The 23,967-nt window shown below is 31.3% G+C and carries 22 protein-coding genes and 2 tRNA genes; 7 read left to right on the top strand and 17 right to left on the bottom strand.

Annotated elements, in window-relative coordinates:
- The first annotated feature begins 111 nt into the window (after positions 1 to 111).
- The 5 genes from ACE193_RS03135 (at position 112) to ACE193_RS03115 (ending at position 3,853) form a co-directional block, all read left to right on the top strand.
- A complete protein-coding gene (locus ACE193_RS03135) occupies positions 112 to 1,803 on the top strand; it encodes an N-6 DNA methylase (RefSeq protein ID WP_375561564.1) in 1,692 nt (563 codons plus the stop codon).
- A gap of 138 nt (positions 1,804 to 1,941) precedes the next feature.
- Positions 1,942 to 2,676, top strand: a complete 735-nt coding sequence (locus ACE193_RS03130; protein WP_375561563.1) for a transposase — start codon at positions 1,942 to 1,944, stop codon at positions 2,674 to 2,676.
- A complete protein-coding gene (locus tag ACE193_RS03125; protein WP_375561562.1) occupies positions 2,663 to 3,223 on the top strand; it encodes a type ISP restriction/modification enzyme in 561 nt (186 codons plus the stop codon). Before ACE193_RS03130 ends, ACE193_RS03125 begins: the two co-directional genes overlap by 14 nt.
- Positions 3,223 to 3,597 carry a type ISP restriction/modification enzyme gene (locus ACE193_RS03120; protein ID WP_375561561.1) on the top strand — a complete coding sequence of 125 codons (375 nt, stop codon included), beginning with the start codon at positions 3,223 to 3,225 and terminating at the stop codon, positions 3,595 to 3,597. The genes ACE193_RS03125 and ACE193_RS03120 overlap by 1 nt, the downstream gene beginning before the upstream one ends.
- A gap of 70 nt (positions 3,598 to 3,667) precedes the next feature.
- Positions 3,668 to 3,853 (top strand): hypothetical protein, encoded by a 186-nt coding sequence (locus ACE193_RS03115; protein ID WP_375561560.1) that lies wholly within the window; start codon positions 3,668 to 3,670, stop codon positions 3,851 to 3,853.
- Between the two features lie 178 nt (positions 3,854 to 4,031).
- Here the strand turns inward: ACE193_RS03115 and ACE193_RS03110 are convergent, their stop codons facing one another.
- The 14 genes from ACE193_RS03110 to ACE193_RS03045 form a co-directional block, all read right to left on the bottom strand.
- Positions 4,032 to 4,883: an alpha/beta fold hydrolase gene (locus tag ACE193_RS03110; protein ID WP_375561559.1), complete on the bottom strand. Its 852-nt coding sequence runs from the start codon at positions 4,881 to 4,883 to the stop codon at positions 4,032 to 4,034.
- A gap of 188 nt (positions 4,884 to 5,071) precedes the next feature.
- Complete coding sequence (locus ACE193_RS03105) at positions 5,072 to 5,638, bottom strand: DUF4386 domain-containing protein (RefSeq protein WP_375561558.1); 567 nt, start codon at positions 5,636 to 5,638, stop codon at positions 5,072 to 5,074.
- Between the two features lie 28 nt (positions 5,639 to 5,666).
- Entirely contained in the window at positions 5,667 to 6,575 is a 909-nt protein-coding gene (locus tag ACE193_RS03100) for a hypothetical protein (RefSeq protein ID WP_375561557.1), read from the bottom strand.
- 81 nt (positions 6,576 to 6,656) lie between these two features.
- Complete coding sequence (locus tag ACE193_RS03095) at positions 6,657 to 7,442, bottom strand: CPBP family intramembrane glutamic endopeptidase (protein ID WP_375561556.1); 786 nt, start codon at positions 7,440 to 7,442, stop codon at positions 6,657 to 6,659.
- The gene (locus ACE193_RS03090; protein ID WP_375561555.1) at positions 7,429 to 8,139 is read right to left on the bottom strand and encodes a DUF4386 domain-containing protein; all 711 of its coding nucleotides are present in this window, start codon (positions 8,137 to 8,139) and stop codon (positions 7,429 to 7,431) included. Before ACE193_RS03090 ends, ACE193_RS03095 begins: the two co-directional genes overlap by 14 nt.
- 227 nt (positions 8,140 to 8,366) lie before the next feature.
- Positions 8,367 to 9,197: an alpha/beta hydrolase gene (locus tag ACE193_RS03085; RefSeq protein WP_375561554.1), complete on the bottom strand. Its 831-nt coding sequence runs from the start codon at positions 9,195 to 9,197 to the stop codon at positions 8,367 to 8,369.
- 246 nt (positions 9,198 to 9,443) lie between these two features.
- Positions 9,444 to 10,085: a hypothetical protein gene (locus ACE193_RS03080; protein ID WP_375561553.1), complete on the bottom strand. Its 642-nt coding sequence runs from the start codon at positions 10,083 to 10,085 to the stop codon at positions 9,444 to 9,446.
- Positions 10,086 to 10,322: 237 nt separating this feature from the next.
- Positions 10,323 to 11,579 (bottom strand): alpha/beta hydrolase-fold protein, encoded by a 1,257-nt coding sequence (locus ACE193_RS03075; RefSeq protein WP_375561552.1) that lies wholly within the window; start codon positions 11,577 to 11,579, stop codon positions 10,323 to 10,325.
- A 120-nt stretch (positions 11,580 to 11,699) separates the two neighbouring features.
- Positions 11,700 to 12,347 (bottom strand): hypothetical protein, encoded by a 648-nt coding sequence (locus tag ACE193_RS03070; RefSeq protein WP_375561551.1) that lies wholly within the window; start codon positions 12,345 to 12,347, stop codon positions 11,700 to 11,702.
- 200 nt (positions 12,348 to 12,547) lie between these two features.
- Positions 12,548 to 14,353 carry a helix-turn-helix domain-containing protein gene (locus ACE193_RS03065; protein ID WP_375561550.1) on the bottom strand — a complete coding sequence of 602 codons (1,806 nt, stop codon included), beginning with the start codon at positions 14,351 to 14,353 and terminating at the stop codon, positions 12,548 to 12,550.
- Positions 14,354 to 14,896: 543 nt separating this feature from the next.
- Positions 14,897 to 15,538, bottom strand: a complete 642-nt coding sequence (locus ACE193_RS03060) for a hypothetical protein (protein WP_375561549.1) — start codon at positions 15,536 to 15,538, stop codon at positions 14,897 to 14,899.
- A gap of 89 nt (positions 15,539 to 15,627) precedes the next feature.
- Positions 15,628 to 16,203 (bottom strand): Crp/Fnr family transcriptional regulator, encoded by a 576-nt coding sequence (locus tag ACE193_RS03055; protein ID WP_375561548.1) that lies wholly within the window; start codon positions 16,201 to 16,203, stop codon positions 15,628 to 15,630.
- A gap of 257 nt (positions 16,204 to 16,460) precedes the next feature.
- The gene (locus tag ACE193_RS03050) at positions 16,461 to 17,165 is read right to left on the bottom strand and encodes an SDR family oxidoreductase (protein ID WP_375561547.1); all 705 of its coding nucleotides are present in this window, start codon (positions 17,163 to 17,165) and stop codon (positions 16,461 to 16,463) included.
- 223 nt (positions 17,166 to 17,388) lie between these two features.
- A complete protein-coding gene (locus tag ACE193_RS03045) occupies positions 17,389 to 19,431 on the bottom strand; it encodes an OstA-like protein (RefSeq protein WP_375561546.1) in 2,043 nt (680 codons plus the stop codon).
- Positions 19,432 to 20,009: 578 nt separating this feature from the next.
- Here ACE193_RS03045 and ACE193_RS03040 point away from each other — a divergent pair.
- Positions 20,010 to 20,294: a hypothetical protein gene (locus tag ACE193_RS03040; protein WP_375561545.1), complete on the top strand. Its 285-nt coding sequence runs from the start codon at positions 20,010 to 20,012 to the stop codon at positions 20,292 to 20,294.
- A 185-nt stretch (positions 20,295 to 20,479) separates the two neighbouring features.
- On the opposite strand, the gene ACE193_RS03035 is transcribed toward ACE193_RS03040, so the two are convergent.
- From ACE193_RS03035 to ACE193_RS03025, 3 genes are all read right to left on the bottom strand, one after another.
- Complete coding sequence (locus ACE193_RS03035; RefSeq protein WP_375561544.1) at positions 20,480 to 20,644, bottom strand: helix-turn-helix transcriptional regulator; 165 nt, start codon at positions 20,642 to 20,644, stop codon at positions 20,480 to 20,482.
- Between the two features lie 103 nt (positions 20,645 to 20,747).
- Positions 20,748 to 20,819 (bottom strand) — tRNA-Glu (locus ACE193_RS03030).
- A gap of 81 nt (positions 20,820 to 20,900) precedes the next feature.
- Positions 20,901 to 20,972 (bottom strand) — tRNA-Glu (locus tag ACE193_RS03025).
- A gap of 880 nt (positions 20,973 to 21,852) precedes the next feature.
- On the opposite strand from ACE193_RS03025, the gene typA reads away from it, so the two are divergent.
- A complete protein-coding gene (gene typA, locus ACE193_RS03020; RefSeq protein ID WP_375561543.1) occupies positions 21,853 to 23,664 on the top strand; it encodes a translational GTPase TypA in 1,812 nt (603 codons plus the stop codon).
- Positions 23,665 to 23,967: the final 303 nt, after the last annotated feature.

The raw sequence follows: 23,967 nt of genomic DNA, 5'->3' as shown, positions 1-23,967 counted from the left end.
GCTAACTGATTATTTACCGTTGTCGGTGTCCTCACCGACGACATTATCCATTTTTTTATATCTGTACAACTCGTCCGTAATTACCAAAGAGAACTTAGCAAAGTCAAAGATTTGGGTGCTAGAAACGAAATGGCTCTCAAACGTCCGTTTTCTAACCTTTTGTATGCGCTGTGTCAAGCCAAAAATCTAACTTTGGTAGAAGAGATTAGTATCAAAAATCCAGAAGGAAAGACAATCAGACCAGACGGAATTGTAAAAGGAGTAAACCGACTAGATTGGGGATATTGGGAATCAAAAGATGAAGCTGACGACATTGAAGACGAAATAAAAAAGAAATTTGCTAAAGGTTATCCCAACGATAATATCATTTTTGAAGATACACAACAAGCCATTTTATACCAAAATGGAAAACGTGTGGCTACGGCAGAAATGCAAGATGAAGGTGTAAATTTGTATTCTCTTTTGCAGCAGTTTGTTAGTTTCGAAAGACCAGAATATACCGAATTTAGACAAGCCTTAGAGAATTTCAAGACAGATATTCCTCCAATTATTAAGGAATTGCGTCAGCTCATGGACGAGGAAGCCAAAGAAAATAAGGAATTTGTAAAAGCAAAAACGAAATTTTTAAAGATTTGTCAAGATAGTATCAATCCAGATATTACACCAAAAGATATTCGTGAAATGCTCGTGCAGCACATTCTGACACAAGATATTTTTAATACCATTTTTGATGAAGCTGATTTTCATAGGTCAAACAATATTGCTTCCGAACTAGAAAATGTCTTGAAAACTTTTTTTACAAAGAATATCAAGAGAAATTTTTATCCCAAAATCCGAAATTATTATGCCGTCATCAAAACGGTCGCTGCACGAATAGAAGATGTACAGGAAAAACAAACCTTTTTGAAGGTCATCTATGAAGATTTTTATAAAGCCTACAATCCAAAAGGTGCTGACCGACTAGGAATTGTCTATACGCCCAATGAAATTGTACGTTTTATGATTGAGAGTACCGACCATCTTTTGTATGAGCATTTTGGTAAAGAACTGTTGAGCCAAGGCATAGAAATTCTTGACCCAGCCACAGGAACAGGTACTTTTATTACTGATTTGATAGATTATTTTCCTTCTTCAAAAATAGAACAGATAAGACACAAATATCAAAACGAAATTCACGCCAACGAAGTCAGTATTTTGCCCTATTATATTGCCAATCTGAATATTGAATATGCCTATCAACAAAAAACAGGAGAGTACAAAGAATTCGAAAACCTCGTTTTTGTGGATACCTTGGATAATATGGGTTTTGGCTTTGCAGGAAAACAAACAGGACTTTTTACGAGCCTTTCGGCTGAAAACTTAGACCGTATCAAGAGGCAAAATGAACGCAAAATTTCGGTTATTATTGGAAATCCTCCTTACAATGCCAACCAACAAAACGAAAATGATAACAATAAAAATAGAGAATATCCAGCTTTAGACAAGCGAATAAAAGATACGTATATAAAAGAAAGTACGGCACAAAAAACGAAAGTATATGATATGTATTCTCGTTTTTATCGTTGGGCTGTGGATAGATTGGGCGAAGAGGGAATTATTGCTTTTGTTACGAATCGTAGTTTTATAGATAGCCGAACTTTTGATGGTTTTCGAAAATGTATTTATGAAGATTTTGATTATGTTTATATTGTAGATACAAAATCAGATGTACGAGCAAATCCCAAAATTGCAGGAACAACACATAATGTTTTTGGTATTCAGACAGGTGTAGCAATTATGTTTTTGATAAGAAAAAAGGAGTAGATACACACCGTCATGTGTAGCAGATGTACACCGTCGTGTGCATAATGTGTGATAATGTATGCATAAATATTAAAATAAAATTATTATAGAGACGCACGATGGTGCGTCTGTACATAAGGAAAGGAGAAGAAATTAATTATGGCAAAATATAAAGGAAAATATCGTTCGGAGTCGCATCGTTTGAGAGGATGGGATTATAGCAGGGAAGCAATTTATTTCATTACATTTTGTGTGCAAGATTTCGAATGTTTGTTTGGTAGCGTTATCAATACCGTAGATTCGCATAATGTAGATTCGCACCGTCGTGCGAATCATAATGTAGTAGATTCGAACGACAGTGCGAATAATAATAATAATAATGAGACGCACGACGATGCGCCTGTACGGAAGAGAGCAAGGATGAAATTGAATGAATTTGGGAAGATTGTGGAAGCAGAAATTCAAAAATCAATAGAAATACGAAGCAACTGGATATTTCACGAATGGGTTGTGATGCCGAATCATGTGCATATGCTTATCGAAATTGAATCCAATGATAATTCTGTACAGATGCACAATCGTGCATCTCAAAATAATAATACTAATAATAGGATTCACGATAGAATGATTCACGACGGTGAATCACTACGATTACGGCGAATGCCAAATTCTATTTCTTCCTTTCTGGGAATTTTCAAAACGGTTGTAACAAAACAAATAAATCAGTTACGGAACACAAAAGGGGAAAGAATATGGCAACGCAACTATCACGACCACATTGTTAGAAATTATCAATCGTTTCAAAGAATAGCAAATTATATCGATCAAAACCCTCAGCGTTGGTATGAAGACCGATTCAATCCTACAAAAAAAACAAAAAATGAAAAAAGCTAAAATATACTACTTCACACTTACAGACGAACAACGAAAAGAAGAAAAATTAGAATGGCTAAAAAATACGAAGTTTAAGAAAATTCCTTTTGAATTAATTACACCAAGTAAAAAAAATAATTGGCTTAATCTGGCTGATACAGATTTTGAGGAGTTAATGCCTATTTGCAGCAAAGAAGCAAAAGCAGGAAAAGATGAAAAAGCTATTTTTAAATTGTATGCAAATGCTCCTTTATCAGCTAGAGATGAATGGGTTTATGATTTTGATGAAGATAATTTAAAAAATAAAACAGAATTTTTTGTAGATAATTATAATGATTTGTTATCTCAAAATGATAAATCTTGGAAAACTGTAATTAAATGGAGTGAATCATTAAAAAGTTTATTTAAAAGAAATATAGCTTTAATTTTTAATAAAGAATTAATTACTAAATCAAATTATAGACCTTATGTAAAACAGTTCTATTATGCTGATAAGTCTTTAAATGATAGATTAACACAAAATCATTATGATATTTTTGGTTTTGGTCAGAAAAAGGCAAAGAATTAATGGAATTGCATCTTGATTATGAAAAGGTAGAAAAACAGGATTTGCAGCGAGAAGAAAACACGCTCAAAAGTAGTAGTCTGAATAAAACCAAACTAAAAGCTGATAAGAAAAAGAGTGAGATTATTTTAGACGAACAAACGACACTCAAAAACATTCCTGCTCTTGCTTGGGAGTATAAATTAGGCAATCGGAGTGCTTTAGAGTGGATTCTTGACCAATACAAAGAAAAGAAACCACGAGATGAAACGATTAGAGAAAGATTCAATACCTATAAATTTGAAGATTATAAAGAAGAAGTTATTGAGCTTTTGCAGCGTGTTTGTACGGTAAGTGTAAAGACGATGGAAATTGTGGGGGAAATGGAAAAAATGTAGCCATTTAATTTATTAAATTCATTCTCATTTGATAAATCAAATAGTTACATCAAAATTTAATAAAAACAACATGAAACATATACGACACGGAAAATATCGTTTAACAAACTATGACTATTCAAAAGAAGGAGCGTACTTTATAACTGTACGTGTTTTGGATAAGGAAAATGTATTATCTAAAATAGAAAACAACTTAGTTTGTCTTACCCAGATGGGACAAAAAGCAGATAGAATAATTAATTTGACTGAAAATTAATATAAAAATGTATTTATAGACAAATATGTAATTATGCCAGATCATTTTCATTTGATTGTGAAGTTGTTTAAGAATGAGTTTTGTACGTATTTTTGTTGGTGTCGCTACGCTAAAACACGAACCTTTAGGTTTGTACTGACAACAATAGATGTAATTTCTTATCTTGTACTTGTTCTTTTTAATTTTTTAAGACTAAATCTTCTATTATTTTAAAATTTTTATTGTTGGGTACATGTTTCGAATTTTCTAACAAGATGATTTCATCTAGTGAAGGAAATATTTTTTTAGCTCTTTTTATCATTTTCTTACCAGGAAACATCAAGTCATTTTCACAGGCAAAAATCGTAATAGGAACTTTAATATTCATTGCCGAATTTCTAGTGATTATAGGCAAAGGAGAAAAATCCATATTACAATTCTGAAACGTAGTTGACATAAATTGCAAAGCAAAATCGTCATATTCAGAAAAAAGAACGTTCATAACCTTGTTAATATATTGTGGATTATTGGTTTTTATGAATTTTTTTAAAGGCATAAACATTTTAAATAAACCCAAAATAGGATTTCCATTTACAATATAAACAGGTGCAATTAAGAATGCTTTTTTTATAAGTGTTTCGTTGAACTCTAAAGTCTTTAAAGAGATGAAACCCCCAAATGAAAAACCAACTAATGTAACTTCTTTTAGGCTTAACTTTTCAATGAGTTCCATCAACCATTTTCCATAATCTAATGACCTCATATCCAATCTATTCTCAGCACTTTTATTAGGTTGTGCTAACACATCTACGGCATACACACAGTATTTTGAAGATAAATTTGGAAACGATTCTAAGATTTGAGGCGCACAACCACCTGTTCCGTGAATTAGTAATAAAGGAGGTTTTTTAGTATTACCAGTAATTATAATATTAGTAGCTCCGAATTTTGTTTCTACCAACTTTTCTGAATATTCAATATTCAACTCATTTAACTTTTGATTGTAAAGGGTTATAATTTTTTCTTTTCCTTCTTTTGATTTGAAAAACATGTGTTGTTTGTCTTTTGATTGATGGTTATGATTGATGTATTTAAAATATTATGACAAATGACTTGTGAATAATTGGATTTTACCTTTAAACATTTTTCACTTTGTTCAACTTTTTTATCGCTCTTGTATAAGAATAGTAGCGTTATGACCACAAACTTTTCAATTTAGACCAAAGTTCATTGTTGTTACTATTTTGGGTTTTGTTCTCTCCTAATGATTAACCAAATAGCAAAAGTTACTTCCCAGAACCCTGCTAATATTAGTAAGTACATACTCCATTCTTTGCCAAATAACTCCATTAAAAAGCCTATAGCCATAAAAGTGTATCCAATAAGCCCCCATAAAGCCAGCCATTTTGGTAAAAGATTATGTTTGTAGCATATATAACACATTGGAATACTACCAATTCCTAAAAAAAACATTGCAATAAAATAACCAAAATCCAAAGAAATACTAATTGCAGGAATTAGGTTTAAAAGAATACTACCAAGTGCTAATGCTTCGATTACTCTTGACAAAAAGTAAGTGTTTCCTATTAAAAGGTTAAACTTGATTATGGTTTTTCTTAGAAAAAAACCAATCAACAATACTGCAACTGAATTTATGATGATTAGCACAGACCCAAAGTATTTATAGGCATCTAGCTCACTTTCAAATAAACTGCGCCCAATACCATAAAATAAAAAAGCCAAAAGAAATAAGACACCAATAACTCTTGATTTTATAAACTGAATTGTTTTGTTATACTTTTTCATTTGTTAATTAAATTTTAATATTAAAGATTTAATTCTTAGGTCTTAATGCTTCAATGATTTGAGCATCTACCCAAAAAACATCTACATTTTCAAAATCATCTGATCCTACATTTCTACTAAAGAAAAGGTATTTACCATCTGGCGTGATACTCGCAGAAGCTTCCCATGCGTTGGTGTTTATTTTATCTCCCAAATTAATTGCCTTACCCCAAGTACCATCTTTTTGTTTAAAACTGATATAAATATCAGAGTCCCCAAAACCATCTTCTCTTTGAGCGTCAAATAACAAATACGATTCATCTGGGGCTATAAAAGGATGACTTAAAAAAGCTCCTGTGTTTATTGTTTTGGGCAAAGCTATGGGTTCTTCATGCTTTCCATCTATCAAACGTGAATAGCGAATTGGAAAAGTGGAATCAGACTCTATATAAGTGTCAAAATAATACGTGCCATTTGCAGATGATGAAAGACGCATAATATACATAGAATCATTACTTACCGTGGGTGGTTCAAGGTTTTGTAATTCCGACCATCCAGATTCCGTTCTTTTTAAATATCTGTCACCTAAATGCATGGTTTCACCGTCTGGAGAAATTACTGGTCTTCCTATCCATGGTGATGCTATTTCTGATTTTTCCCAAATCCCATTAATTTCATTGTATTTATATTCATAAAAAGCTGATTTTTTATTTTCTTCTCCTCTTCTAACAAAATAAAATGCCTTCATATCTGGGGTAAATGCACTAGTGGATTCATACAAATCTGTAGATACAAGACCTGGAGCAAATGGTATAGGCATTAATCCTGGTGGTTTTTGTCCAAGATAAATTTCTTCTAAACTTGCTTCCTTATTTACTTTTGATTTATGCTCTGCATTTTTACAGGAGCTAAAAACTAATGCTATTACAATTAGTAAAGAATAATGTGTTTTTTTCATTTTATAATTTTTAAGATTCACTTATTTTACCAAAATCCAAATTTCAAATAGTAACAAGTTGATACATATTATAATTCTACCCTACATATATGGCGAACCTATAACGTGAAAAACCAAATCCCAAATAATATGAGCTGTTATTGCTATTAATAAACCTCGTTTCCAATACACCCAACCAAAGAATGATCCTGTAATTAGATTACCTATCATGGTGGAGGCAACAGTAACCAAAGTAAAATTTGAAAAGCTTTTTGATAGTGGCAAATGCATTAAGCCAAAACATATTGCCGTAATTATTATGCCTACCCAAACCACAGTATTTGTAGGTTTAGTTTCCTTTTTTAAAAATTGAATTACTGCTATAATTAGAGACATTAATCCTAATCGAAACATAATTTCTTCTGTAATTCCTGCCGAAAATGATACGATAGCATAAAATAGTTTAGAAGGTCTTTCAATAATACTCGTTGCAGGACAGTAATATCTAATGAATTTATGAACTAAAAGTATTACTAATGCTAAACCCACGCTAAGACCGATAGAATATAAAAGTTTTTTAGTAAAAAATGGATATTTTGTTTTTTCACTATTTGAAAAAAAACTTTCTACTACAGGTACTCCTAACTTTGCATTTCTTGATAACCATAAGCCCACAAAGACCAAAACCACTCCTAAAATAAAACCATAAATACTTGTTTGTATTATATCAGTAGCTATCGAATCTGATAATTTTACACTTGCATCACCAGCTTCAATTTTTAATCGTTTTAATTCTCGACTAAAAGGAATATTTAGAAGTGTGCCTATTACGAATAGAATAACTATAACACTCGCTGTTTTAATATGCGTATAATTATTTGTTTTCATTTTGCTTGGCTAATTTATAGCTAGGTCTTATGCCAAAAATTAGTAAATAACCTATCATCCAAAATTCTCCTATGGTTGCAGGTAGAGTAAGAAAGTTATTGTAGCTAAAATCAATTCCTGTGTAGTGTATGACTGTAGAAATTAGATAGCCTATACCACCTAAAATAATTATTCTTCCTAACCAGACAGGTAACCTTTTAGATTTGATAACTATGTATCCCATTGGAAATAACCATAACCCGAAAAATAGACTACCAATACCCCAAGCATTCGAAATAATATTTTGAAAAACCTGAATTAGTAAAACTTTGTCTTCCATGGCACTTATTTCAGAATTTGCAATACCTATTGCTGAGGCGATTGAAATTGCACTAATCATAATGGCTAAAGCATTTACCATTCCCCATATACCTAGCGTCCATGCTTCCCATTCATAATTATCTTTAAATAATTTGAAAAACCAAACTGCGGTAAGTGCCTGAGAAATCACTATACCAAATTCTAATAGCAACCTAATTCTTGCTGTAGATTCTAATTCTACTAAATTTGTTAGCGTTTGTTCAGGATTACCAGACACAAATATTTGAGAATGAAAGACCATAAACCCTAGAATTCCTGTAATAGCCATCATTAAATACCATAAGCCAGTTATTCTAGCGGTCTTAATTAAATTTTTCTGTTCTGTATTTGCAATCATAGATGATTTATTTTTATTATTTTATACTAATTCTGACTCTGTAAAAGGGTAATTGTTACAGTTTTGCCCTAATGGCACTCAACGTGTTTATATAGTTTGTTACGTGTTTTAAGCAACTAATTACCGACCAAGAAAGTCCGCAAGGACTTTCGCAAGTAGGCAAAAAGCCAGCAATAAATTATATATGGTGTTACCAAACGTATTTGTTGATATTACCAGCTTCGAAATCATTCCTCTTGATTAATATATTTTAACCCTTCGTATAGAGCTACTAATGGTACAGAGCGATGGTTTTCTTTTTCAAAATATTCTATTTCGATATTTAGAGGTTTATCCGATTTCTTTGTTATTAAAGTATAGAGAGAGTCGTGTCTTTGTTTATTCCTTTCGTAATTAGCCTCTCCTTGATTGGCAGTAGCGATATAAAGTTTTTTATCTAATGATATTGAGGAAGTAGAATCAACTTTGTTTTTCATCATCTCCTCATTCCACCAAATACTTGGGTCTATAGAAATGTAAGCATTGAATACGCTGTTTTCATCCATATAGGAATTTAGTGTAAGTAGTCCTCCTAAAGAATGCCCAACAAGAGTTCTAAACGGCTCTGTCTTATACTTTTTATCAATATAAGGCACTAGTTCTTTCTCAATGAAATTCAAAAAAATCCTTCCACCTCCCATATTATTCGGTCGTTTGGTCTTAATTTTTGTAACTGTAAAATCTCGTTCTCGGTCAACATTCTCTATGGCTATAATAATACTTTCAGGCATTAAATTGTTTCGATTCCTATTAGAACTCATAAAATGTACTATTCCAGATGCTGTTTTAAAATGAGTATATCCATCCAATAATATGATAACTGGATATTTTTTATCAACTTCAGATGAATTATTGTATGAATCGGGAAGACTTATTAAACAGGTTCTTTCTTCATCTAAAATATTAGATTTAATAACGAACTTACTGCCTACTATAATATCATCTGTTTCATTCTGTCCAAATGTGGTTTGTACTCCTGAAAGAAGAATATATAAAATTACAAATGTCAAATTTTTCATAGTTTGCTTTATATGTTTGGTAACAATAGAATATATAAGTAGTAGGACATAATTAGCGAGTGATTTTTATGATCAATATGATAGTTACAGGATAATACAATGAAATTAAATAAGTATTAAAAAAAACAATTACTATTATCCGTATTTGTATTTATCTTGTATTTCATCTTAAAAATCATATAAATCCCTCGCTAATCAGTTATATGTATTGTTAATTTTGTACGACTACTTACAATAGATAAATTTTTATAACCAACTAAACCCTAATCCTACATTAAAGATTGCTGCATCTCTATTTGCATCTCCATCTAAAGACACATGACCAAAAACTAATTTTGACTGTACATTAAGTGCGAAGTTTTTCTTTTTATAAATTTCGTAACCTGAACTTACCATTATGGCAGTACCAAAATTCCAATCATCATTGACATCGTCTTCAATATCATATAGTGCTGGTGAATCTATTGCTAAACCAACTCCACCATGAATCCACCATCTATCTTTTACCCAATATTGTAGCGATGGAATAACACCTCCAAAGCTCCTGTCATTATCTTGAAATTCGTATATATTTCCTGGTAAAGAGAGAGTAATAGCAAGATTTTTATTTAACATGTGACCAAACTTTACATCTGGAAAAACGAACGTTCCTTGAGCTTTGTCGAAAGTTTGAATTTCATAGCTATCTTCTATACTGATAGCACCACCACCTACCACGAATTCAAAGATGAAACCGTCCCTTTGAGTGGATACTTCAGAATTTGCATTTTGTGCATAAGCTCTACTGGATAATAAAACGAAGGCTACAAAAGCCATTTTTAATAAAAATTGTTTCTTGATTGTTTTCATTTTTTTAGTTTTTGTGTTAATTGCATTTTTTAGTGTCATAATTTTACTGTTCTTTTGGTTAGTGGTAGAAGACAAAATTTTTATACAAAATAAATCAGTGATACTGACTATTCTATTAGTATGTACAGAGTCTAAAAAATAATACAAAAATGTACCTTTCTTTTGTTTATGCTTTTAATCTACTGATATTGAGTGTTTTATGTACTGTGTATGGTAAAGATTGGTATATATGTCGTTTTCTGAAGGGTATGGCTTATATACATTGTTAGCCTTTTGTTATTTTTTATTTAGGGCTTCAATTCTTTCTTTATAGTAATCGTTACCACTTAATTCAAATGCCTTATTTAAGTATTTTAAGGCATTTTCTTTATCGTTTTGAGATTCATAATACTCAGCCATCGAATCATAAGCATTTGCACTTGTTGGATTGTACTTAATATTCATTTCAAAAAACATGAACGCTTTTTTAGGTTGTCCCATTTGCATATTCATGTAGCCATAGCCATTTAACATTTCGTCTATCATTGGTGCAGTGGGAACACCAAAATGCTCGGTATAGATTTGTTCCTGCTCCTTCAATAGAGAAACCAATTCTTCTATAGGTGTTTCTGGATTATTATATTTTTGTGGAGATTTGAACTGATACCATTCAAAAAGAAATATAAGCCCATCTCTCATTGATGGTAACGGAACTGTACCATGTAAATCTTCATTATAAACCTTCCATGAAAAGTTTAATCCATTCTGTTTTTGAGATTTAGTATAATTTGAAAACTCAATGATTGAACGTGGAAACAAAGTATATTCTGAAGAATCCTCCATGATATTATCTATATTTATCTTTTCATTTTGCATATGTAACATCTCTGCAGCAAGTGAAACAAAAAGCGATTTTCCACTATAATCTTCCGTTTTTAATTTTTCTTTAGCTTGTTTTAATAATTTTTGGTCATCCCAATCCAAACTTGGATCTATAGCAATATAGTTTTGAAAGAGATGTTTATGATTAACCAACATATTTATAGTAAACTGACCTGCATAGGAATGACCAATTAATGTCCGATAGGGCATAGTTGGATACTTACTATCAATATATGGGATGAGTTCATCTTCCATAAATTTAGTAAAGGTTTCTGCACCTCCAGTTTCACTATCAAATGCACTACCACGTCTCATTTTTATCTGCGAAGTAGTTAAATCTCTTGTTCTATTTGTTTTATTAGAAACCCCAACAAGTATCATATGTGGTAGGTAATGCCCCCAATAATTGCCATAAACAGCTTCCAAAGTGCTTTCTAGTGAAAATCCATCCATAAGATAAATCACAGCATATTTTTCTTCACTATCTGGCTTGTAATTATCAGGCAATTTTACCCAAAAGCTACGGCTTTCACTTAAAGTTTTAGAATATATGGAATCCACTATTCGATTTTGAAATTGCTCTGTTTGGGACTCAGTTGTTTGTGCAATTGTATGTTGATTTACAATCAAAATTGATACGATAAGTAAAAATAGAAGTGTGTAATATTTCATTTCAAATGTAATTAAGTACAAAGTTTAAACTAAGGTTTAAGGTAATAAATTTGTACGGTTATAAATTTAATCATTTCTGACAAGTCAAGGATTCTTAGCCTTGGCTTGTCAGAACTAAATTTAAAACTTCCACCCCAAGTAAAGATTTGGCTCAAAAAGAAAGACGTTTCCATATTTATCGTCAAACTCCTTAAACCCTTCAGGAGAATTGTTGTCAAACATCCACTGGTTGCAATGAACCTGAGGTTCAATGAAAAATCGTTTTTTCTTCCCAAATGCAACATGGTAGCCCAAATGAAGCGAGTTATAAACTTTAAATCCATTTTTAATTTTATTACCGTCTAAATCCGTGTAGGTTTGAATTTGTGGAACGACTTCAATAGAAGTAAATAACCCTTTCCAAAGCATACGTTGGTACGTGATGCCAATTCCTGTTTCCCTTAAATATCCATCGTAATATTCAGTTCCAGAGTCTATTTTATCGACAACACCATCCCACCAAGTGATTCCCATTGGTTGAAATAATCGCCAGGTGACAAACTTTACCCCAATGATATTCTTATTATCTAGGTTGCGTTTAACATGTAACTCTACCATTTGAGTACTTGTTCGTTTGCCCCAACCAAAGATAAGCTCATCAGGAACAATATAAGGCATAACTACCCTCCACTTGTGATCCACTTCGGTTTCTTTAACTACTGTTGAGTCAGTTTGAGCAAAAGCACTAAACGTGCAAAAAAATAAAAGAATTGCAAATAAATTTTTCATAATAATAATTTTTTAATAAAAAAGTAAGTTCTACAAAGAACCTCCCATTATTTTTAGTTCAAGGGGAGAAGTCATCATCCGATGATTATGTACTCTGCTTTATCGATTTGATAATACAAAGATGGGGTATAAAGGAAGGTGAATCGTTCTGAATTATAATTATGCACTTAATAGTGAGATTTAGGACTTTTTAAACAGTCTTAAATTTGATTAGCCCTCAACCAAGCTTTTGGTGTCATCCCTTGGTTTTTTTTAAAGTAGGCATTGAATACCGATTTAGAACTAAAACCACTTTCATAAGCTAATGCTAAAAGAGTAAGATGGCTATTGGCAGGATTTAGGGCATTCTCTTTGAAGTTTTCCACACGGAAACTATTGATATATTCATTGAAGTTTTGACCAATTTGTTCATTCAGCAACCAAGAAAGCTTGTTACTGCTAATATTCACGCTTTCGGCTAACTCTCGTAAAGATAAAGATGGGTTCTGAAACCATTTTTCTTCCTGCATTCCTTTTTCTAAAACATCTAATGCAATATTGATTTCAATATCTGACATTAATGCTTTAGTAGAGGTGGTTTGTATTTTTATTTTGGGATTAGATGGCAATAGTTCTAATCGGAAAGCAGCTTGTACTAAATCCTGAAACCTCTTATACTGATATAGAGGTTTAAGCAGTGGAATATTCATAAAGTTTATGATTTGACCAGTATGCATCTTGATGTTTTCTTCCAAAAAGTCCAATGCCATTTCGTGTTTGTCCAAATGAACCAATAAAAAAAGTTGCCAAGGAAAAAGTGTTCCTCCAGAATCTTCTTTTATCATTAAACTAACCCTGCTGATATCAATGTCGATTTTATCTTCAGAATTGACTAATTTGTATAACACTCTACATTCTTCTGGTCGCTCAGCTAAAGGGGTTTGACTCAAGAAGTCATTTAGATTTTCATAATCTTTGGTAAGAATTAAGCACAGTTGTTTTAACGCAATGGAATGTGTGAAATTGGGGTTGATGCTCAATGAGGTTTCTATACACTCCAATGCTTTTGTGTAATCCTCACTTAAATAATGAATATTTGCTTTGGTAAAATAATGATTCGGAGATAAAGGATTTATTTTTAAAATATTATCAGTATGCCAGTGCGCTTTTTTGAAATAACCTACTGCTGTATATAATTCGCATAAACCTTCTTCTGCTTCCGTATAGGATGGATTAAGTTCTATTGCTTTTTGAAAAAATTTATGCCCATTGATGAAATCCCATTTGCCCCAAAAGGACAATGTTGCTTTACTAAAACTCCCTACATAGGATTGTTTGTCCAGCTTAAAACCTTTACTGAGCTTCTCTTCTGACATCTGCAACAAGCCTTGATTATTTCCCCAAGATCCAGCCATGGCATAACAATACGCCAAACCAAAGTAAGGCAAAGCAAATGAGGGATCTATCACTACACATTGCTCATAAAGTTCTATTGCATTCGCAATTCCTTCACCATCCCACATTAAATGCTGATAACGACCTTTAAGATACAGGTCGTAAGCCTCCATATTTTTAGTTGGAGGTTCAATTAAATGTTTTTGAATATTGAGGTGACCAAAATTTTCTCGAATCTGGTCAGCAATGAGTAAACTGACTTCATCTTGTAGTGCAAATATGTCTTCCAAATCCCGATCGAAATTCCTTGACCAAAAGTGAGTACCGTCGTTAGTACTGATTAATTGCGCTGTAATGCGAACCCTGTTTTTGGCTTTCCGAACGCTTCCCTCCAAAACTGTACTTACTCCTAACTGCTTACCAATGGTTCGCACGTCTATATTTTTATTCTTAAATGCAAAAGAAGATGTGCGAGCAATGACTTTTAAGCCTTTCACTGTGGTTAGTGCATTGATTATTTCTTCAGTAATGCCATCACTGAAGTATTCGTTCTCAAGGTCAGCACTCATATTAACAAAAGGGAGAACCACAATGGATTTGTTGGATGATGATATGGGTACATGGTTGCTCATTTTCTACTATACTTTATCAAGGCTTCTACAAACTGACATTGAATTTTTAATAATTTTCTTTTTAATTGACTACAATGTTGTTAATAAGAGCAGTTACAGATTAAATGCACTTAACTTTCGAATGGCAAGATACTTAATTAAAACCAAAACTGTTTCGCTATTTCTCCCAAATTGCTATTATACATTGTGTGTGTCTTAAATGGGTTGTGCAGTAAAATTGTGTTTTTTCATTTTTGTCAATGGTTAAAATAAAAGATTTCGTTTATAATAAAAAACTCTTCTTGTTATCAAACACAATTTTACTGCACTACCAATTATCTCAGTATAATAATTATCATTTATAACTTACTTAGGATTTGTAATCCAAACAGTTGCATCAGTAATAAAACCGACATCATTCATAGAAAGAAGAGATAGTATAAGCAATTTTAGTTCCTTGTAGTTTTGTTGGGTTAGTTTTCTCTTGATTCATACCTACTTTATCAAAAAATGGTGTTACAACCCCTAAGATTCTTTGAGAGCTTAGGGGTAGATTTCTAAATACTATTTAAATTTTGTAGGTGCTGTGTCCAATTTTGTAGGGCGAAAAATAGTTGCTTTCTCTTCAATTTTAACAAACGGAATTTCATCTCCATCTTTAAGTTTAAATAACTCAACTGTTTCTAATAAAATACCTTCTTCATATTTGTAATGTTGGGTAATTCTCATTGTATTATAGGGTGCAAAGGCACTAATTCCATCTAAAGAAAATGTCATCATTTGTTCTCTAAATTCATTGTCAGATTTGCCTGTTCCATTTCCTAATGATGAATTTATAGTAGAAATGATTTGGGTTTGATTAGCTGAAAAGTCAATTCCAAAGAACATCGTTTGTTCTCTTTTTCCAGCTTTCCCATCATAATTTGGATGAATACGGTGCATATTTTTGACCGATTTCCATGAGTTGCCATATCGTCGTTGCACAACTTCAAAAGTATAATCATTTGATTGATTTCTTTGATATTTTCCATCAACATAAATATATGATTCTCCACTTCCTTGCCATATAATAGGATAATTATCTTCTAAGTTTGGAAGTTTTTCACTTGTCGGAATAATTATTTGACTAGATGTACCACAAGATGTTAGAGAAAAAGAAAAAATAATTGCTAATAGAATATAGATTGCCGTTTTTGTCTGTTGCATAAAAAAATACTTTAAGAGTGAATAATAATTACACTACAAAAGTATGGAGCTATGCTTTGAAAAAAATTGATGTATGTTACAATCGAAATTTAGTTTGCAATTTCTTTTCGAATTCGGCTCAAACTCTCTCTTTCAATTCCTAAGTAAGAAGCTAAATGATAGAGTGGTATTTTTTGGATAAATAGAGGATAATCTTTTAGCATTTGTAAATATCTTTCTTTGGCTGACAAAAATAAGAAAGACTCAAAACGATTTGTAGCTGTCGCATATACACTCTCAGCAATAATTCTTCCAAACCTTTCCCAGTTTTTAGATTCTTGATAGGCAATTTGCAAAGATTGGGAGTTAAATGTAATTAATTCACAATCTTCTAAGGCTTGAATATAATATCTACTTGAAGTTCCTTTCAAAAAATCTAAATATGAAACAGCATAATCATTTTTTAAGAAAAAGTGACTATTGATTTCTTTCTCGTCAGATGAATAAAACAAGCGCAAAACACCTTTTTCAACAAAAGCAATTTCATTTACCTTTTGTCCTTCTTTCAATAAAAATTCTCCTTTTTGTACTGTTTTATGTTTTAAATGTGGAGCAAACATAGAACATTCTTTTTCCGAAAAATCAGTTATTTTTCTAATCTGTATTTTGAAATTATCTAAATTCATATGCCATTTTTCATAAAAAAAGTTTTTTTTAATATTTTTCTCCCCTGCTGTCCCTCACAAGATTGCCCTCGCCGAGTGAGCAATATGTATTCGGCTTGTAGCCGTGTATTTGTATTCAATGTTATATAGTTACAAACCTAAGAAAATTCTATCAAAATCACGAAATGTCAATATAGTTAAATGCAAAATTCCCTAAAACTCTTTTGAGTTTTAGGGAGTTTGTGTTTGCCCATTTCCTAATTTCTATTCTCTAATTCCTACTTTGGATTTGTAGCCCAAACAGTTGCATCAGTAATAAAACCGACATCATTCATAGAAAGAAGAGAAGATATAGTGTGAGCAATTTCACTTCCTTGTAATTTTGTTGGATTGGCTTTGTCTTGTTTTGCTCCTAATTTATCAAAAAATGGTGTAACTACTTCACTAGGATTGACTTGCATAACTCTGACATTGTATTTACGAAGTTCTGCACGCCAACATTCTGTCATGGCAGCTAATGCAAATTTACTAGAACAATAAGCTGTTCCGTTTGCAAAACCTTTTTGAGAAGCCGTAGAAGCAATATTGATAATATTACCTGTATTTTCTTTTTGGAAATGTTTGGCTGCTTCTTTTCCCACCATAAATGCACCTTTTACATTTACTTCCCAAACTTTGGTAAAATCTTCTACTGAAGTATCTACAAGTGCATTAAAATTTCCAATTCCTGCATTATTGATAACAACATTAATTCCTCCCATTTCTTGAAGAGCTTTTTCGAAGAGATTCTTTACATCAACTTCATTCGAAACATCAGCCGTTGTTCCTTTTATTCCTAATTCTGAAATAGCCTTTTGTACGTCTTTTGCATGTCTAGCACATATAAAAACATCTGCTCCTTGTTCTTTTAAAAGTTTAGCTGTTTCATAGCCAATTCCTGTACTTCCACCTGTCAAGATTACTTTTGCGTCTTTGATATTCATAAAAAATGAGGGTATTTTAGTTAAAATATAAATGTTCAATCAATCAAAGGAATTAAAATCAATATTGTTTTAAAAATAAAGTAAGAAGTCAAATTTATGAAGTTAGAAGTAAATGCAAAATACATTTAAACCACAGAGGAATAAAGAGTTTAAAGAGAATATAAAATATAAATCTTCTTATAAAACATCTTTCTCAAAATACAACTCTTCCGTAATCCGTAATCTAAAATTCGTATGTTTCTTTCCACTCTTTAATAGTATTACGTTTTTTGATTATTTCTCCAGTTTCTTCGACTATTTGTGGTTTTATTTTTTGTCCTGTCGTGATTTTTTTAATCTTGAATTTTGGCAATTCTTGGGTATAATAGAAAGGTTGATTTGGTTTATAGATTTCTGTATCCATATTGTAAAATGGAATAACTACATAGCCATATAATCTAAACTCTTCTGGTAAATCTTTTTTATTTTGAGGATAGACATATAAGAAAAATTCATTTTCAAGATTTCTAGCTGGTAATTTTGGATTGTAGTAGGTTAGTTTTTGTTTGTCTTCACTCAAATAAACACCAAAAAATTCACTATCAATAATTCTATTTCCATCTACATCTTTTACTTTATAGGTGTTTTTGGCTGCTTCTTCGGTACTTCTTCCTTGCATAATTTTATTATAAGTCGGTTTTTCTTCGATGCGCCATTCAAAATTATTAAGTTCAGAGTTTTTCTTTGTTATAAGTTGAGGAGGAATTACTTGTCCTTCGGGTTGTTGTAAAAATAAAATTTCTTCCAGTTCATTATCTGCAATAAATTTCATAATGATATTACTGCATTTTATATAATTCATTCCTTTTAAGAGCGTTTCTTTATCTTTTTGTTCATCCAAAATAAAATAAATACTCTCGCCATTTCCATCGACATTTACTCGTTTGATATAACCACTATCAAAAACAGCCAGTAAATCCCGTCCTTTTATTTGATTGAATTGTCCAAAAACATCAGCCGAAATAACAAAGGCTTTGTCTGTAATTGTCAAAGAATCAACAGTATTATCTCTTAATTTTGCTTTAATTTTTGTTCCTGAAAGTTGATTTGAAGTATTCCACAAAACAGGGTCATCATTAAAATAAATAATCGAATCCTTCAAATCATAATTCAAAGAATCACAAATTCCTTGAATGTCTCTTTTGTAAATCTTGACATTTCGATATCCATACAAACGCTGTTCAGTTATGGTATCATTTACTGCAATCAATGTATCAGCCGAAATATAAAGTGTATCATTTTTGAAAGGTTTTACCAAAAGAGCATCGCCATAAGCATCCAAACGGCTTTTTATTCCATCATAATAGGCTTCATCTCCAAAAATGGTAATTTTTTCTTTTTTGTAAAAAAGTTGGACATTTTCTTTAAACACTCCTTTTTCAGTCAGGTTATCATAATCGATAAAATTTGCCGAAATAATATATTCTCTATTTTCGATACGAGTGGGTACATTTGCTCCTTCTGCCGTTTTCAAAATGCCTGTTTGAGCATTGATTTGAGTTCCCTTTACTGCATTGATTGTTCCGTCTTTATTAATTATTTTTCCTTCTGAGTCAAAAAATATAGTTTTTGTTTGTGTATTATAAACTACTGATTCAGCAATTAATTGTTGGTCTGGACTCAAAGCCTGTACATTTCCATTAAAAGTAGCCACCCTAGAATTGGTATTATAAGAACCTCTATCACTTGTCAGTCGTGAAGTTTTGTCAGTAACCGTTCCTCCTTCAAAATAATTAGCCGTTTTTGTTTTGAGGTCATAATTTAATTTTCGTGTTCTGACCGTTTTTTCTTGGTCTTGCATCACTACATTTCCTCTTACTTTTGCTATTTTGGTATAACCATCATAATATAATGTATCGCCAACAAGCGTAAGGCTATCTTGTTCCACAAAACGAATATTTCCAAACGCCTCAATTTGATTTCTATCAATATATTGAAAAACACTATCAGCATACATAACCGTATTTTTTTGCTTAAACTGAACTTGTCCACGTTCGTCTTTTTTAAGAATACGTATTTTTTCACCATTTGGTAAGACAGCGCCTTCCAAAACACCAGCTTGTAAAAGCTCTACCCTTGATACAGCTTGAGTGGTATCTTCAATAGTCTCTAAAGTTGGTTTTTTTTCTATGGTTTTGTTAGTTGCTCCATTAGTTGATTTTTGGGCAAAAGAATTTTGAGAAGAAAATCCTAAAAAAATAAATAGTATAACAAATAAAAATCTCATAAAACTATAAAGTAGATTAGCTCGTGTCCTCACCATAGCTGTAAGGTTAAAAATTTATTTGTCTTTCTGTTCCGTAGGAACTTTATATTGGTAGCAAAATAAAAGGTAAAATTGTATTCTGTTCCGTTAGGAACTTTATATTGGTAGAATTTTTAATACAAAATGTTACCAATATAAAACTCCTACGGAGTAAATGAGATATAATTTCATCGTTTTTACTACCAATATGAAACTCCTAATGGAGTAAAAATCAAAATTCGTTAATAGCCTTACGGCTATGGTGTCCTCACGAGCGATTATTTAATTCAATCTACAAAGTTAGTCTATTTTAATTCCATTTTTAATAAACCTATTCAGAAAACAAATTATTTTGTATTTACTTAATGATTGATAAAGCTATTTAACGGATTTGACTGTATTTTTTCTGTTTTACTAAAAAGGATTCAAAGAGGAAGTTTTAAGTATTTTTTGTTTTTTTAAACTTTATTTTCTAACAATCCGTATTTTAAAGTATATAAAAAGGGTTTCCTCTTTTGAGAATTTAAAAAATATTGAACTCACCAAAAATATTATTGATTATGAATAAGTTTGACAAAACACCTGAAAATGATATAAATGGCTATGAACTTTTCTGTAAGAGATGGAATATAGAGGATGTTAAAACAGTAGAAGATATGTATCACTTAGAAGATTTGAAAGCATTTTTGCCTGATGAGCCAACAGACAAAGATAAAGTAGCTTTAAATAGTGTTTTGGGGGCAAGCTTCGATAATTTTTATGGCTATATGGATTACCAAAAATCTACAAATACATTTGAGCTTATTATGCAATGGCGTGAAAAAACAGGGAAGTTTGAGGTGTGATTGTAAAATGTAAATCGTAAATTTGCTATTGTGATTTTTAAAAAAGACAATGAATTTGGGATAATAGAAAAAATATGAAGGGTAGTATTAATAAAAATCTTATCAATAGTTTATTAGAAAACAATCAAACTCAAGAAATTGAAAAGCATTTGATTTATTTTTTTGTACAGAATAATGTTGGAGACTTAGGAAAAGTTTCCAATCTTAATAGAAATATTTCTTTTACCACTTTCTACACTTGCAACATAACTTCTATATAAATCAGAATCATAAGCCAAATTTTTTTGAGAAATACCTTTAATTTCTCTAAGTTCTTTGATACGATTTCCTATTTTAGATTGTATTTCCATATTGCAAAAATGAATTTTTGTGGACTATAAGTAACAATTTAGAAAAAAAATAAAAAAAAAGAACACAAAAAAAAGCCTATTCAAATGTTGAATAGGCTTTTTGTACTCCGTAGGGGAATCGAACCCCTGCTACCAGGATGAAAACCTGGCGTCCTAACCGCTAGACGAACGGAGCATTTTTTCACTCTAAAATTTCTACTTTAACTTTATAACCAAAAAATAATCTATTATGATTTACCATAAGGTTATGATGTTGTACTCCGTAGGGGAATCGAACCCCTGCTACCAGGATGAAAACCTGGCGTCCTAACCGCTAGACGAACGGAGCATTTTTAATTGTTCTTATTAATATTGAACAATTTTGCTTTGCTTTTTTAAAGAATTTCAAACCATTTTTGTGTGTTTGTTTTCCCTTAATGCGATGCAAAGGTACGCCTTTTTTTTATATCTGCAAATAGAATTTTAATTTTTTCTTAAAAAACATCATCTTTTTTCTTTGTCTAACTCATTTGAAAGGCATTTTTAGCTTTTTGATTTTGAAATTTAGAGCTTTTTTTTATCCTAAATTATTGATTTTCAAATCTTAACAAAATTAAAATCCTTATTTTGCTTGTCATAAATACTCAACTTATTTTTTTTGAAAAAAATTCAAATTAAATTAATTTATTTCAAAAGGAATAGATTTATTGAATCCTAGTCTGATAATTTTAATGAATTTGTGAGAAAGTTTGCTTCTAATTTTTTGATAGGTGTAGCATTGATTATAAATTTGAAATTACTACAATAATAAGCCACAAAATATAAGTAAATTGCTAAAAGGATTATTTTTTTAGAAAAAATAAAATTATTTTTCAACCCAATAAAATTCTATAAAATCACAGAAAACCCAATTAAACTCAACGTATAAACACTTGAGATAAGTAGGCAAGAGATAAAAAAGAATGAATTTTGAATTTTAATTTTGTTTAAAAAGATTCAAAAAGCAGATTAGTAATGAATTATTAATCCTATAAACTGTTGTTTTATAAAATAAATTACGTAATTTTGCACCACTAAGAAAAAAAACAATTCGTAACTCACTATGAATCAATAGAATAAATAAAAATAGCGATTTAAGCATTTTTAGTTTTTTCTGAAAAATTGATTTAGAATTTGTTAAATAATTATAAAAATACTCTCAAGCCTTTTACATTAGTTTTTACTACCTTATGCAGTCTATTAGAAATATCGCTATTATTGCTCACGTTGACCACGGCAAGACTACTCTTGTTGATAAAATGCTCGTTACTGGAAATTTGTTTAAAGAACACGAACGTCCAGGCGAACTTATTATGGATAACAACGACATTGAGCGTGAACGTGGAATTACAATTTTAGCTAAAAACGTTTCTATTGACTACAAAGGAACAAAAATTAATATCATAGATACTCCAGGTCACGCCGATTTTGGTGGTGAAGTAGAACGTGTTTTAAACATGGCTGATGGTGTGCTTTTGTTGGTTGATGCGTTTGAAGGTGCTATGCCTCAAACTCGTTTTGTACTTCAAAAAGCAATCAACTTAGGTTTGAAACCTATTGTAGTTGTAAATAAAGTAGATAAATTGAACTGTAAGCCAAATGAAGTTCAAGATCAAGTATTTGACTTAATGTTCTCTTTGGGGGCAACAGAAGACCAATTAGACTTCCCAACTATCTTTGGTTCTGCCAAAAATAACTGGATGAGTACAGATTGGGAACAACCAACTGATAGTATTGTTCCACTTTTGGATGCTATCATGGAAACGATTCCTGCTCCAGAAATCGAAGAAGGAACTACTCAACTTCAAATTACATCTTTGGATTATTCTACTTATATCGGACGTATCGCTGTTGGTCGTTTGGTTCGTGGAACACTAAATGTAAATCAGACAGTTTCATTGATGAAGCGTGATGGAACAATTAAAAAGAATAAAGTAAAGGAATTATACGTTTTTGAAGGATTAGGAAAACGTAAGGTAGAAGAAATACAAGCAGGAGATATTTGTGCGATTGTAGGATTAGAAGATTTTGAAATCGGAGATACTGTTGCAGATAGAGATGAGCCAGAAGCATTGCCTCCAATTTCTATTGATGAGCCTACAATGTCGATGGTATTTACTATCAATAACTCTCCTTTTTATGGTAAAGAAGGTAAATTTGTTACTTCTCGTCATATCAAAGAGCGTTTAGAAAAAGAATTAGAAAAAAATCTAGCACTTCGTGTTGAGCCAACAGAATCAGCAGATTCATTCAATGTATTTGGTCGTGGTGTTCTTCACTTGTCAGTTCTTATCGAAACGATGCGTCGTGAAGGATACGAGCTTCAAGTAGGTCAGCCTCAAGTAATTATCAAGCATATTGATGGTAAAAAATGTGAGCCGATTGAAGAATTAACGATTGATATTCCTGATAATCTTTCTGGAAAAGCGATTGAATTAGTTACTCAAAGAAAGGGTGATTTATTAGAGATGAATCCGAAAGACGATCGCACTATCTTAAAATTTGAGATGCCTTCTCGTGGAATCATTGGTCTTCGTAACCAACTTCTTACAGCAACAGCAGGAGAGGCAATTATGTATCATCGTTTCAAAGCATTTGAGCCTTTCAAAGGAGAAATCAAAGGTCGTCAGAGTGGTTCACTCATTTCTATGGAACTTGGAAATGCTATTCCTTATAGTATAAACAAATTACAAGATAAAGGTATTTTCTTTGTTGATCAGAATGAAGCAATTTATGAAGGTCAAGTTGTTGGTGAGCATACTCGTGGAAATGATCTTGTTGTGAATATCACAAAAACGAAACAATTAACAAACATGCGTTCTTCGGGTACGGATAGTAAAAACAAAATAGCTCCTCCTGTAAAATTCTCTTTAGAAGAAGCATTAGAATATATCCAAGCTGATGAGTATGTAGAACTTACTCCAGAATCTCTTCGTATTCGTAAAATTTATTTGAACGAAGGAGAAAGAAAGCGTAATGCAAAAACATTTGTTACTGTATAGTATTACAAAAAACCCTAAGGGCTTTAAATACTCTTAGGGTTTACACATTCTGTTGAAAATAAATAGTTGTATTTGCAGCAAAGAAAAATCAATTTTCGTATTAATTAAAAATATTTCTATCAGAGAAAACAAAAGATAGAAATTTATAAGATATTTTATGTTTTATCATTAAATAATGATGAAATATACTGTTTTTAAATAGGATAGCTACTTGTTTTTAATAGAATTTCGTCTTTTATATTTTCATTTTTAACAAAAAAATAGAAAAAGATTGAAAATATTGCAACAAATGGCTTCCTTCTT

It is taken from the genome of Bernardetia aquimarina (assembly GCF_042180575.1).
Taxonomy (GTDB): domain Bacteria; phylum Bacteroidota; class Bacteroidia; order Cytophagales; family Bernardetiaceae; genus Bernardetia.
This window is presented reverse-complemented; position numbering and strand designations above follow the sequence as displayed.